This window comes from Paraburkholderia fungorum (genome assembly GCF_046027215.1).
Lineage (GTDB): Bacteria > Pseudomonadota > Gammaproteobacteria > Burkholderiales > Burkholderiaceae > Paraburkholderia > Paraburkholderia fungorum_D.
The window spans coordinates 4,398,576-4,410,769 of sequence record NZ_JAQQEN010000001.1 but is presented as its reverse complement, the minus strand read 5'-3'; the positions used below and the strand labels follow the sequence as shown (position 1 = coordinate 4,410,769).

The window sequence follows — 12,194 nt, the reverse complement described above, 5'->3', positions numbered from 1 at the left end:
CCTGCCTTTACCCGTCCTTATCCATCGATCGTGACTGGACGGCTTTCGCAATAATTGATCTCAATGGGAAGCGGTATGTTGCCGGTCCGTTAGTCCGTTTACCTCATCGGGGGTCCAGCTTGAACATTCGTAAATTTGTCGGTGCTACCAGTCGTGATGCTCTGCGTCTTGTTCGCGAAGCCCTGGGCCCGGATGCAGTCGTTCTGTCTAATCGCACGAAGGACGACGGCAGCGTCGAAATCGTCGCGCTGGCCGACAGCGACCTTGCAGCCATCACGCCGAAGGTTCCGCGCGGCAACGCAAGCGCACTTCAGGCCGCACTGACGAATGCAACGGCCGGACTGCCGCCACTCGGCGCGCCGCGCGGCAACCCGCCCGCGCAGGCGAATCCGTATGCGAGCGGTATGCCCGATGTGTTCTCTTCGGTGTTCGGCGCGAGCCCGGAAGCGGGCGCTGAGAATATCGGCGGCCACGGCGCCAGCGCCAGCGCGCCTGCCAACGATGCCCCGGCCACGCCTGCGGTAGCCAGGCCTGTCGCCGCTGCGCCGGCCGCGCTTCCCGCAGCACCGGCGTCGCAACCGGTCAGCATCGACCAGCCCAGCGCCCGCGCCGCGGCGACGCGTCTGTCCGATGACCTCCGCGCCGATCTGTTCAGGGCAGCCGGCGTGCCGTCCGCTCCCGCCGCGCTGCCGAGCGAGAAAGACCTGCCGCGCACGATGGCCGAATCGAATCCGTGGCTGATCGATCACGCTCGCCGCATCGCTGCCGAACAGCAGGAGCAGGAAGGCGCCCACAGCGCGCGCCCGGCGGCGATGACGCCGGCCGCCGCCACCGCCAAGGGCCTCGGCGCGGCTGTCGAAGTCAGCAAGGACGCCACTCAACCGGCCGCTGCGCCACAAGCGGCCGACACGCCCGAATGGGCCCGCGAAGCCGCCCAGGTTGCCGCTCGCCGCACCGCGCAGAAGAGCGCGCCGGCGCTGCCCACGGGCGAGGACGCCCGCACGCCGGCCTCCGTCGCCGAGGCAATCAAGGTGCGCATGGAGCAGGTCGTCAACGACACCGTGATGAGCGAACTGTCGTCGATGCGCGGCATGATGGAAGAGCACTTCGCCGGCCTGCTGTGGGGCGACCGCCAACGCCGCAGTCCGACGCGCGCCGCGCTCACCAAGCATCTGTTTGCCGCCGGCTTCTCCGCGCAGCTCGTGCAGATGATGGTCGACAACCTGCCGGACGACATCGACAACATGGAAGGCGGCATGGAGTGGGTGCGCTCGGTGCTCGGATCGAACCTGCCGGTGATGGAAGATGAAGACGCGCTGATGGAGCGCGGCGGCGTGTTCGCCCTGATGGGCCCGACGGGCGTCGGCAAGACGACGACCACCGCCAAGCTCGCCGCGCGCTGCGTGATGCGCTTCGGCGCCAGCAAGGTCGCGCTGCTTACCACCGATAGCTACCGGATCGGCGGACACGAGCAACTGCGCATTTTTGGCAAGATTCTCGGCGTCTCCGTCCATGCGGTAAAAGACGGCTCGGACCTGCAACTCGCGCTCTCCGAGTTGCGCAACAAGCACATCGTGCTGATCGACACGATCGGCATGAGCCAGCGCGACCGCCTCGTGTCCGACCAGATCGCGATGCTGTGCCGCGCCGGGCAGCCGGTGCAGCGCCTGCTGCTGCTCAACGCGACGAGCCATGGCGACACCCTCAATGAAGTCGTGCAGGCCTATCAGCGCGCGCCGGATCAGCAGCCGCTCGCCGGCTGCATTCTGACCAAGATCGACGAAGCCACCAATCTCGGCGGCGTGCTCGACACGGTGATCCGCTACAAGCTGCCGGTGCATTACGTGTCGACCGGTCAGAAGGTGCCCGAGAACCTGTATGTCGCAACGAAGAAATTCCTGATCAAGAGCACCTTCTGCATCCCGCGCGACAACTCGCCGTTCGTGCCGCACGACGACGACATTCCGGCATTGCTGTCCGCGCTGTCCGCGCGTTCGACGGCCGAACTGCACGAGGTTCGCTTTGGATAAGCTCATCTCCGATCAGGCAGAGGGACTGCGGCGCCTGTTGGCGCGAAGCGGCGCGCGCGTGATTGCGGTGACGAGCGGTTCGGCGCGTGTGGGCTGTACGACGACGGTGGTGAACCTCGCTGCGGCGCTCGCGCAACAGGGCAAGGACGTCCTGGTGATCGACGAGTGTCTCGGCGAGCAGTCGGTGAGCGAGATGCTCGGCGGCGTACGCGGGGCAGGTAATTTTGCTGCGGTGATGCGCGGCGAGATGGCAATCGACGACGCTGCCGCGCGGCACGCGCTGGGTTTTTCCGTGCTGGCCGCCTCGCGCCATAGCCGCGAAGGTCTCACGGCCGCGCAGTTCCGCGTCGTGCTGAGCGGTTCCGCCGACATCGTGTTGATCGACGCGCAACTCGATCCGCAAGGCCATTTGTCGCCACTCGCGATGCAGGCGCACGACGTGTTGATCGTCACGCGTATGGCCGCGCAGGCGATCACCGATGCCTACGCGTGCGTAAAGCGTCTGCACTACGCGCACGCCACCGCGCAGTTTCGCGTGCTGGTGAACCACGTGCAGAGCGTGAACGACGCGCATACCGCGTTTGCAAACCTGGCCGGCGTGGCCGGGCGCTACCTGACGGTGGCGCTGGAAGACGCCGGTTGCATTGCCGCCGACGTGCGGATGGCGCGAGCCCTCGAGTTGTCGCGGTGTGTCGTCGATGCGTTCCCATCGACACCGGCTGCGCGGGACTTCCGGCACCTTGCCGCCGAATTGCAGTACTGGCCGATGCGGCCAGCGATGTCGTCGCAAACGCCCTGGCGGGCGCCTGCGACAGTTACAGCGGCGCAACACGCCGACCAACCGTCCGCGCAGCACGCCTGAAAGGCGGCACAAGGATAAGGGGAGCACGATGTATAACGCTCAGGGAAAGATTTCCCAAGCCGAAGTTCTGACGAAGTACGCACCACTCGTGCGTCGCCTCGGCTTGCAGCTCGTCGCCAAGATGCCGGCGAGCGTCGATCTCGACGATCTGATCCAGGCCGGCATGATTGGATTGCTGGATGCCGCGAGCCGCTATAAGGAAGACCAGGGCGCGCAGTTCGAAACCTATGCCAGCCAGCGGATTCGCGGCGCGATGCTCGATGAATTGCGCAGCAACGACTGGTTGCCGCGCAGCTTGCGGCGCACCTCGCGCGAGGTCGAAACGGCCGTGCACAAGGTCGAACAGAACCTGGGCCGCTCGGCGAGCGAGACCGAGATCGCCGAACACCTGCAGATGCCGCTCGACGAGTATCAGTCGATGCTCCAGGACCTGCACGGCAGCCAGCTGATCTATTACGAAGACTTCGACCGTTCCGCGGACGACGAACCGTTTCTCGACCGTTACTGCGTCGATCATTCGGATCCGCTCTCGGCGCTGCTCGACGACAGTCTGCGTTCGGCGCTGATCGAGGCGATTGACCGCCTGCCGGAGCGCGAAAAGCTGCTGATGTCGCTGTACTACGAGCGCGGCATGAATCTGCGCGAAATCGGCGCGGTGATGGAAGTCAGCGAGTCGCGCGTGTGCCAGTTGCACAGCCAGGCGGTGGCCCGTTTGCGCACGCGCTTGCGGGAGATGGCCTGGGCGAATGCCGAGGCGACCTGACGCGTTGTGTGAGTGCCTGAATGACTGAGCGGCAGCCGCTCACCTCTACATTGCGTTATGCGTCGGCCATCTCATGTTCGGCCGCGAGAGCGAGAAACGCCGAACGCGACATGCCACGAGCCTGTGCATAGGCGTCGATATCGTGAACCAGCGACTCGGGCAACGAGATATTGATGCGTATCGCCTTCTTCAGCGCGGGGATATTCCGGGTCGCGACGAAACCCCACGTAAAGCCCGAGTAGTCCGGATTGCGCCGATGCTCATCCAGCGTGAGCCGTTCAGGCAGCGGCAACCCTTCGTCGAGCAGCGTATCCAGATGCGCTTCGATCGCTTCCTTCGCATTCGCGTAGGCTTCTTCCAGCGTATCGCCAGCTGAGTGACAACCGGGAATGTCGGGAACCACTACGCCGAACGCGTGGTACGCATCACCTGGCTCGATCGCGATCGGGAAAATCAAGTTCTTCATTTCAGGCCCGCCTGTTTCAGGATGCTGTTCAGTGTGCCGCGCGGAAGATCCTTTTTGGGGTGCGGGATGGTCACGAGACCGGCTTTTACCGCATGCCGGAAATGATGGTGGCTGCCCGATATCCGGATCAACCGCCAGCCATCCGCTTGAATCAACTTGACGACCTCGGCACTGTTCATAATGCGTTCCTCGAACTGTACACACGATTACACAACCTCGCTAGTGGTAATGCTCCGCCGTCGGCGCGGCCCAACGACACGTCGAAGCCGCAATGACGGCGGAGAACCTCTGTGGGGGAATCGGTGATTTCAACCTGACGAGGGATTCCGCGCTACCTGGCCGGATGGCCAACGCGAGGCAAAGAGTTGACTGGTGGGTTTCGAGGGCGCCAGAAACAGAAAGGGCTCGTCAGTGACGAGCCCTTTCTGTTCAACGAATACTGCTCAACCGGATGGGCGCGCTGAGGGCGCCAACCCGAGGCATCAACTTACGCCGCACTGCGCGCCGGAATCCGGCCATCCGGTCCATAGAAGCCGGCCTTCGGCGGCACGGATACCTGCAGCGCTGTCAGCGCGCGCTGGTTGTATTCCATGCGCACACGGATCAGTTCGCCATTACTGGTATTGAAGCGCCGCGCGCGCTCGGCGGCTTTTTGCAGCAGCGACCATTGCGCAGCGATTCGCGCGTCGGTGCTGGCCGCGAGCTCCATGCCGGGCCAGCCGGCCGGAAAGCCCATTTCCGCCAGATGCGCGTCGCGCGTGGTTTCCAGCGTAGCGAGCAAGCCGATCAGTTCGGTTTTCTTCTCGACGATCGGCGGCAATTGCTCCAGCGGCGACAAGGCGGTCAGTGCCTTGGTCTCGAGCGTCAGAACCGAGGCAAATGCCTCGACGGCCGAATATTCTTCGATGAGGGTGGCAAGCAGGGCGTCTTTCATCTCAACAACTCGCTGAACACGACGGCTCGCGCTTGAGTCGCGAGCCGGGTTTGTCGAACGCCGCCCGGCAATTCACCGTACACCGATGTGGCGATCAGTTGCCGGTCGACGCGTTTTTGCTTTGCAACAGTTCGCGTGCGGTATTGAGCACGCCGTCCGCGATCTTGCCTGAGTCGATCTTCAGCGAGCCGTCCTTGATGGCCTGCTTGATCGACTCGACGTGCGCCGTGTCGATATCGGCCGAGCCCGACGCCGCGAGGCTGCGCAGATGCTGCGACAGGCCCGACAGGCTGACGCTGGCGTCGCCCGAAGCGCTGGTGGGGGTCTGCGAGACCGTGCCCGCACTCTGCACGCTGCTGTTCGCGGTGGTCGCGTCGCTGTTCTGCGAGCGGGACACGGCGTCTTTCAACGTCGGCAGATTCGAATTGGTTGTGGAATCGACTTTCACGATTGGCTTCCTGAACGATTTGATTCTGATAACGGCAATCAGTGATCAAAACTTTAGCGCAATCGCTCCGCGTTTTGCCTTGCCTTTCAAGCCGATACGGCCCCATGGGCGTGGCGTTCGCCCGTCCTGCCGGCTCTGCTGTCCCAATGAGGCGCTTCACAACTGGATCTCCACCGTTGAACCGTCCTTGACGATCCCGGAGATGATCTGGCCGTTGGCCGTCTTCACCCGCACCTGCTGGCCTGGCGACGCGCTGTTCATCGCGCTGCCTTCGGCGGAAATCGAGAACCCGTCACCTGCCGCGACCACCCGGACCGTTTGGCCGATCGCAATCGCCGATGCGCTTTTGAGCATGTCGCGCCGCAGCGGCATGCCGCCGGCGATACGCACGAGCGACGCCGAGCCGACCACCTGCGACGGGTCGGTGACGATGGCCTGCGGCAAACCGGTCAGGTCACCGTCGCGCGCCACGAGATCGGCGGAGGTGAACACGTCGCCTGGCGCCATCGCACGGGCGGCCAGGTAGTAGGTCGCGTGCAGCGAGATGCGCGCCTGCAGATAGATGGTCCACGGGCGCTCGCCGGCGCAGCGCACGCCCACGGTCATCCGCCCCCAGAGGCGCGCACCGCTCGGCATGAACGGCTCGAGCTGGGTGCAGGCCGCCAGTCCGCGCGGAAACGCCGCTGCGACGGTGATGTCGACCTTGCCGGGCAAACCGGCGGATTGCTGCTGCAGGAAGGCGAGGGCGGCGCCGCGGATCGCCTCGGCGTCCTGCTGGCCGGGCAGCGGAGCGGGTTGCGCGACCGCTGCGGGGCGCAGATTCTGTTGCGCCACAGCCGGCGCCAACTGGCGCGTTGCCGGCGTGCGCGCAATCGTGGCGGGTGGCGTCGGCATCGGCGCAGGTGTGGCGTTCGTCACAACCGGTTTGCCGTTCGCGCCCAGTTCCGGCGGCTCGCCGCGCGAGGCAAGGCTGTCGAACCCGCCGGCGGTGGGTGCGGGTGCGGCTGCGGGCATGGCCGGATTGCTGGCCGCCGCCGGGGGAATCGTCACAACGCCGTTGGCGTCGGGTTTGAAACTGGTGCGGATCATGGCCGGCGCGGCAGGCCGTTCGCCCGCGCCCGGAATCACGATTGAACCGCTCGCGTTGGCGGCACGCGTGAATTGATCGGCGTCGCGCGCGACGGGCCCAGGCGTCAGCGACTGTGCGGTGGCCGCGGCGAGCGTCGCGGCGGAACCCTGGCGTTTGGCCGGCGCTGCCTGCATCTGCTCGGCCAGCTCGGCGAGCGCGGCCGGATTCTTTTCGCCCGGACCAGGAATCACGATCGGGCCGCCGGCGTCCTGCGCCTGCGCGGTGGCTGGCAGCAGGACGATGCCACCGGCAACCCACAGCGTCACGCTGACGACGAGGCGGGTCAGCAGGCGCGACGCGAAGCGTACGACACGCCGCGAAGCGCGGCGGCCCGCGCCCGCACCCACGCGATGCGCCGCCGCCGCGTCTTGCGCACGGTGCGTCAGATCGGGAGTGGGTCGGTCCATCGGGTTCTCCATCGAGTTGCATCAGTACGCTTTGCATTCTAGTGAGCGCACCCTTGGCGCAAACGTTGAATAGAAGCCCCCTTTCCCGGTTATTCGTCCGATTGCCACTTGCGTTCGGCCCATAAGATGCACCTCATGCAAAAAGGTCTTCCCGGCCGACGCAGTGCTTGCGCGACCTTTCACGGGAAGTCTCGGGAACGTTCTCCGGAGATTCACATGCTGGACAAACTCGATGCCGAATTCGCCTTTGGCCGCCAGGCGCTCGATGTGCGCGCTTACCGGCAGGAACTGCTGTCGTCGAATATCGCCAACGCCGATACGCCTGGGTACAAGGCGCGCGACGTCGATTTCGCTTCGTCGCTCGCCGGCGCGTTGAAGAAGACTGAAGGCGGCGCCGGCCAGGGCGCGTCGAACAACTCGACGCTCGCCATGACGCAGCCCGCGGGCGTGACGAGCGGCATGTCGATGGTGTCGACCGCGCCGGGCCATATGTCCGGCAAAGCGACGCTGACGCCGACGGGCGGCTCGTCTGACGACTACGGCAACCTGCAATACCGCATTCCGACTCAGCCCGCGCTCGACGGGAACACGGTCGATATCGACACCGAACGGGTGCAGTTCGCGGATAACACGCTGCATTTCGAATCGGGCATGACCGCGCTGAGCGGCCAGATCAAGACGATGCTCGCGGCGATCACGTCGGGCTCGTAAGCAGACATACAGCAGCACAGAACAGACACAGCAGTACGCAAGAACAATCGCTACGGGAATTAACACGAAGCCGGGTCGAACCGGCCGCAACCATGTTGCATGGGATCAGAGAGAGCAGGAAAACATGCCATCTTTAATGAATATCTTTGGTGTTGCAGGCTCCGCAATGTCAGCGCAGTCGCAGCGGCTCAACGTGACGGCGTCCAATCTCGCCAACGCCGACAGCACGACCGGCCCGGATGGCCAGCCGTATAAGGCCAAGCAGGTCGTGTTCGCGGTGAACCCGATTGGCGGAGCGCGTACGGCCTCCGGCCAGCAGGTCGGCGGCGTGCAGGTCACCGGCGTGGTCGACGACCCGACGCCGATGAAGACCGCGTACGACCCCGGCAATCCGGCGGCCAATGCGGACGGCTACGTCACCATGCCCAACGTCGACCCGGTGCAGGAAATGGTCAACATGATCTCGGCTTCGCGCTCGTACCAGGCCAACGTCGAGACCCTGAACACCGCGAAGACACTGATGCTAAAAACGCTCACGATCGGAACCTGAGGAGAATTCCTTGACCACCAATACCACCATCGGCAACAACGGCACGAACGTGTCGCAAACGTTGCTCGATACGATGAACGGCACGGGCAGCGCCTCGGGCTCGACCGGCTCGACGGGCAGCACCTCGGGCACCTCGGCGAGCGATCTGCAGAACACGTTTCTGCAGTTGCTGGTCGCGCAGTTGAAGAACCAGGACCCGACCAATCCGATGGACAGCTCGCAGATGACCTCGCAGCTGGCGCAGATCAACACCGTGTCGGGCATCAGCCAGCTGAACACGACGCTCAGCTCGCTCGCGACGCAGTTGACGGCAGGTCAGCAGTCGCAAGCGGCGCTGCTGATCGGCCAGACCGTGCTCGCTCCGGGCAACTCGGTGCCGGTGGCGAGCGGCAAGGCCAGTGCATTCGGCGTGCAGCTCGACAACGCGGTGGGCGACCTGCAGGTGGTGGTGAAGAACTCGGCAGGCACCATCGTCAGCACGATGGACCTCGGCAAGCAGTCGGCCGGCACGATTCCGGTGGGCTGGACGCCGACCGATGCGGCCGGCAACGCGTTGCCCGACGGCAACTACACGATCAGCGCGGTTGGCACGATCAACGGCCAGCCGGCAACGGCCACCACGCTCACCAGCGCGACGGTGCAAAGCGTCGTCATGCAAAACGGTGCGCCGAGTCTCGTGCTGTCGAACGGCACGACCGTGGGGCTGACCGGCATCGCTGCCATCCTCTGATTCAGATTCAGTCAGTTACGACTTTCCAGATACGGAGACCGTCATGGGTTACCAACAAGGTTTGAGTGGTCTGTCGGCATCGTCGAGCGACCTCGACGTGATCGGCAACAACATCGCCAACGCGAATACGGTTGGCTTCAAGAGCGGCGCGGCGCAATTCGCGGACATGTACGCCAACTCGGTGGCGACGGCGGTGGGCAACCAGGTCGGTATCGGCACGCGACTCGCTGGCGTGCAGCAGCAGTTTTCGCAAGGCGACATCACCACGACCAACCAGGCACTCGATGTCGCGATCAACGGCAACGGCTTCTTCCAGCTGTCGAACAACGGCTCGCTGGTGTACTCGCGCAACGGCGTGTTCCAGCTCGACAAGAACGGCTTCATCACGAACGCGCAAGGCCTGCAACTGATGGGCTACGCCGCGAACAGCTCGGGCATCATCAACACCGCGCAAACCGTGCCGCTCACCGTGCCGACCGCGAACATCGCGCCGAAGGAAACCACCACGATCACCGCCGGCCTGAACCTGAACGCGCAGGATCCGCTGCAGCTCGGCACGCCGGCCGTGACGCCGACGCTTGTCGCGGGCAGCACGCTCACGACCCCTGGCGCCACGATTACGAACACCGCGTCGGGTACGAATAACGACAGCTACACCGTCAAATTCACGAGCCCCACGGCCTACACCGTGACCGACAACACGCTCGGCACGACGACGAGCGGCACGTACACGGCGGGCACGGCGGTCTCGCTCGGCAATGGCCAGACCATCACGTTCAACGGCGTGCCGGCCATCGGCGACAGCGTCGCGATCGCACCGACTCCGGTTGCCTTCAATCAGAATGCCCCGTCGACGTACAACTACTCGACCTCCGCGCAGGCCTTCGATTCGCTCGGCGGCTCGCAGACCGTCAACATGTATTTCACCAAGACAGCGGCCGGCACGTGGAACGTGTACGCCGGCACCTCGACGGGCACGGCGCAGCTGATCGGCCACGCGAACTTCAATTCGTCGGGCACGCTGCTCAGCACCACCGACACGGCCGGTGTCGCCACCACCACGCCGTTTGCGTTCAACTTCCAGATTCCGACCACGGACGGTTCGTCGACGCCACAGAACCTCTCGCTGAACATTGCCAGCACGACGCAGTACGGCGGCAAGAGCGGCGTGAATTCGGGGCCCCAGAACGATGGGTACGCTGCCGGCACGCTGACGAGCTTCACGATTGGCGCCGACGGCACGCTGACGGGTAACTACTCGAACTTTCAAACCGCGGCGCTCGGCCAGGTCGTGCTGGCGAACTTCGCGAACCAGAACGGTCTCGTGAACCTCGGTAACAACGAGTTCCAGCAGACCGACGCGTCGGGTGCCGCGGAGGTCTCGACACCGGGCTCGACCAACCACGGCGTGCTGCAGGGCGGCGCGGTGGAAAGCTCGAACGTCGATCTGACGAGCGAACTGGTGAACCTGATCACTGCGCAGCGCAACTATCAGGCGAACGCGCAGACGATCAAGACCCAGCAGACCGTCGACCAGACCCTGATCAACCTGTAAGCGACCGGGACCCACCCATCATGGATCGGCTGATTTACACCGCGATGTCGGGCAGCTCGCAAGCGCTCGAACAGCAGGCTGTCGTTGCGAACAATCTGGCGAACGCCTCGACCACCGGATTTCGCGCGCAGCTCGCGACTTTCCGCGCCGTGCCGATGGCGTTCGGCGACGGCAGTTCGATCAACGACGACACCACGCGCACCTTCGTGCTGTCGTCGACGCCGGGCGCGGACTACACGCCCGGGCCGATCCAGCAGACGGGCAACCCGCTCGACGTGGCGATCCAGGGGCCGGGCTGGCTGGCGGTGCAAACCGCCGACGGCGGCGAGGCCTACACGCGCGCCGGCAATCTGCACGTCGACGAAAACGGTCAACTGGTGAACGCCACCAATCAGGTGGTGCTCGGCAACGGCGGCCCGGTATCGGTGCCGCCGGGTGCGGAAATCACCATCGGCAAGGACGGCACGGTGTCCGCGCTGACGCCGGGCGATCCGCCCACCGCGGTGGTGACTGTCGATCAGCTGAAGCTGGTGAACCCGGATCCGCAAACCTTGACGCGCGGCGACGACGGCCTGTTTCGCACCGCTGACGGCAATGCCGCCGACGCCGACCCCACGGTCACGGTGGCGCCGGCATCGCTCGAAGGCAGCAACGTGAATCCGGTCAGCGCGATGGTGGCGATGATCACCAACGCACGGCAGTTCCAGATGCAGACCAAGCTGCTGGAAAACGCCGACAAGAACGATCAGTCCGCCAACCAGCTGCTCAGTTTTAGCTAACGGGTTGCTTCGGCACTTTGGAGAAGAATTATGAATCGCTCGCTCTATATCGCCGCTACCGGCATGAATGCGCAACAGGCGCAGATGGACGTGATTTCGAACAACCTCGCGAACGTCAGCACCAACGGCTTCAAGGGCTCGCGCGCGGTGTTCGAGGATCTGCTGTATCAGACCATCCGTCAGCCAGGTGCGAACTCGACGCAAAACACCGAACTGCCGTCCGGCGTCCAGCTCGGCACCGGCGTTCAACAGGTCGCCACCGAACGTCTGTACTCGCAGGGCAACCTGCAGCAGACCGGCAACTCGAAAGACGTCGCCATTAACGGCCAGGGCTTTTTCCAGGTGCAGATGCCCGACGGCACGACCGCCTACACCCGCGACGGTTCGTTCCAGACCAACGCGCAAGGCCAGCTCGTGACGTCGAGCGGCTATCAGGTGATTCCGGCGATCACGATTCCGAACAATGCGACCTCGCTGACCATCGGCAGCGACGGCGTGGTGTCGATCACCGTCTCCGGCTCGACCGCCAGCCAGCAGCTCGGCTCAATGCAGATCGCCACCTTCATCAACCCGGCCGGTCTCGATGCGAAAGGTGAAAACCTGTTTTCGGAAACCGCTTCGTCGGGCGCGCCGAACGTCGCGCAACCGGGCCTGAACGGTGCCGGCACGCTGCAGCAGACTTACGTGGAATCGTCGAACGTGAACGTGGTGCAGGAACTGGTGAACATGATCCAGACGCAGCGCGCTTACGAAATCAACAGCAAGGCCGTGACGACCTCCGACCAGATGCTGCAGACCCTCAGCCAGATGCAGGTTTAAGGCGTGGGGAC

The 12,194-nt window shown here is 64.5% G+C and carries 14 protein-coding genes; 9 read left to right on the top strand and 5 right to left on the bottom strand.

All coding sequences use genetic code 11. The annotated features are described in order from the left end of the window. The first annotated feature begins 119 nt into the window (after positions 1–119). From flhF to PQR27_RS19885, 3 genes are read left to right on the top strand one after another with little or no spacing between them, the layout of a single operon-like run. Complete coding sequence (flhF, locus tag PQR27_RS19895) at positions 120–2,030, top strand: flagellar biosynthesis GTPase FlhF (protein ID WP_408525219.1); 1,911 nt, start codon at positions 120–122, stop codon at positions 2,028–2,030. Further along, positions 2,023–2,892, top strand: coding sequence for a nucleotide-binding protein (locus PQR27_RS19890; protein ID WP_408525218.1), 870 nt, complete (start codon positions 2,023–2,025; stop codon positions 2,890–2,892). The genes flhF and PQR27_RS19890 overlap by 8 nt, the downstream gene beginning before the upstream one ends. Positions 2,893–2,920: 28 nt before the next feature. Next, the gene (locus PQR27_RS19885) at positions 2,921–3,655 is read left to right on the top strand and encodes an RNA polymerase sigma factor FliA (RefSeq protein ID WP_408525217.1); all 735 of its coding nucleotides are present in this window, start codon (positions 2,921–2,923) and stop codon (positions 3,653–3,655) included. Between the two features lie 55 nt (positions 3,656–3,710). Here the strand turns inward: PQR27_RS19885 and PQR27_RS19880 are convergent, their stop codons facing one another. The 5 genes from PQR27_RS19880 to flgA form a co-directional block, all read right to left on the bottom strand. Next, positions 3,711–4,121, bottom strand: coding sequence for a type II toxin-antitoxin system HicB family antitoxin (locus tag PQR27_RS19880; protein ID WP_408525216.1), 411 nt, complete (start codon positions 4,119–4,121; stop codon positions 3,711–3,713). Further along, positions 4,118–4,300, bottom strand: coding sequence for a type II toxin-antitoxin system HicA family toxin (locus tag PQR27_RS19875; protein ID WP_408525215.1), 183 nt, complete (start codon positions 4,298–4,300; stop codon positions 4,118–4,120). Before PQR27_RS19875 ends, PQR27_RS19880 begins: the two co-directional genes overlap by 4 nt. Before the next feature lie 308 nt (positions 4,301–4,608). Then, on the bottom strand, positions 4,609–5,055 hold the full coding sequence (locus PQR27_RS19870; RefSeq protein ID WP_408525214.1) for a flagellar protein FlgN: 447 nt from the start codon (positions 5,053–5,055) through the stop codon (positions 4,609–4,611). A 94-nt stretch (positions 5,056–5,149) separates the two neighbouring features. Further along, positions 5,150–5,503 carry a flagellar biosynthesis anti-sigma factor FlgM gene (gene flgM, locus PQR27_RS19865; RefSeq protein WP_408525213.1) on the bottom strand — a complete coding sequence of 118 codons (354 nt, stop codon included), beginning with the start codon at positions 5,501–5,503 and terminating at the stop codon, positions 5,150–5,152. A gap of 156 nt (positions 5,504–5,659) precedes the next feature. Then, positions 5,660–7,039 (bottom strand): flagellar basal body P-ring formation chaperone FlgA, encoded by a 1,380-nt coding sequence (flgA, locus tag PQR27_RS19860; RefSeq protein ID WP_408525212.1) that lies wholly within the window; start codon positions 7,037–7,039, stop codon positions 5,660–5,662. Between the two features lie 216 nt (positions 7,040–7,255). Here flgA and flgB point away from each other — a divergent pair, with 216 nt between their 5' ends. The 6 genes from flgB to flgG all read left to right on the top strand — a co-directional run bounded on the left by flgB (position 7,256) and on the right by flgG (position 12,183). Continuing rightward, a complete protein-coding gene (gene flgB / locus PQR27_RS19855) occupies positions 7,256–7,750 on the top strand; it encodes a flagellar basal body rod protein FlgB (protein WP_408525211.1) in 495 nt (164 codons plus the stop codon). A gap of 124 nt (positions 7,751–7,874) precedes the next feature. Then, positions 7,875–8,300, top strand: a complete 426-nt coding sequence (flgC, locus tag PQR27_RS19850) for a flagellar basal body rod protein FlgC (protein ID WP_408525210.1) — start codon at positions 7,875–7,877, stop codon at positions 8,298–8,300. A 10-nt stretch (positions 8,301–8,310) separates the two neighbouring features. Continuing rightward, on the top strand, positions 8,311–9,030 hold the full coding sequence (locus PQR27_RS19845; protein WP_408525209.1) for a flagellar hook assembly protein FlgD: 720 nt from the start codon (positions 8,311–8,313) through the stop codon (positions 9,028–9,030). 43 nt (positions 9,031–9,073) lie between these two features. Beyond that, positions 9,074–10,585, top strand: a complete 1,512-nt coding sequence (locus PQR27_RS19840; RefSeq protein WP_408525208.1) for a flagellar hook protein FlgE — start codon at positions 9,074–9,076, stop codon at positions 10,583–10,585. 20 nt (positions 10,586–10,605) lie between these two features. After that, positions 10,606–11,364, top strand: a complete 759-nt coding sequence (flgF, locus tag PQR27_RS19835) for a flagellar basal-body rod protein FlgF (protein WP_408525207.1) — start codon at positions 10,606–10,608, stop codon at positions 11,362–11,364. 30 nt (positions 11,365–11,394) lie between these two features. Continuing rightward, positions 11,395–12,183, top strand: a complete 789-nt coding sequence (gene flgG, locus PQR27_RS19830; protein WP_408525206.1) for a flagellar basal-body rod protein FlgG — start codon at positions 11,395–11,397, stop codon at positions 12,181–12,183. Positions 12,184–12,194: the final 11 nt, after the last annotated feature.

Coding starts and splice junctions, on each gene's coding strand:
- PQR27_RS19885 (WP_408525217.1), top strand. CDS start 2,921: ATGTATAACGCTCAGGGAAAGATTTCCCAAGCCGAAGTTCTGACGAAG.
- PQR27_RS19880 (WP_408525216.1), bottom strand. CDS start 4,121: ATGAAGAACTTGATTTTCCCGATCGCGATCGAGCCAGGTGATGCGTAC.
- PQR27_RS19875 (WP_408525215.1), bottom strand. CDS start 4,300: ATGAACAGTGCCGAGGTCGTCAAGTTGATTCAAGCGGATGGCTGGCGG.
- PQR27_RS19870 (WP_408525214.1), bottom strand. CDS start 5,055: ATGAAAGACGCCCTGCTTGCCACCCTCATCGAAGAATATTCGGCCGTC.
- flgA (WP_408525212.1), bottom strand. CDS start 7,039: ATGGACCGACCCACTCCCGATCTGACGCACCGTGCGCAAGACGCGGCG.
- flgB (WP_408525211.1), top strand. CDS start 7,256: ATGCTGGACAAACTCGATGCCGAATTCGCCTTTGGCCGCCAGGCGCTC.
- flgC (WP_408525210.1), top strand. CDS start 7,875: ATGCCATCTTTAATGAATATCTTTGGTGTTGCAGGCTCCGCAATGTCA.
- PQR27_RS19840 (WP_408525208.1), top strand. CDS start 9,074: ATGGGTTACCAACAAGGTTTGAGTGGTCTGTCGGCATCGTCGAGCGAC.
- flgF (WP_408525207.1), top strand. CDS start 10,606: ATGGATCGGCTGATTTACACCGCGATGTCGGGCAGCTCGCAAGCGCTC.
- flgG (WP_408525206.1), top strand. CDS start 11,395: ATGAATCGCTCGCTCTATATCGCCGCTACCGGCATGAATGCGCAACAG.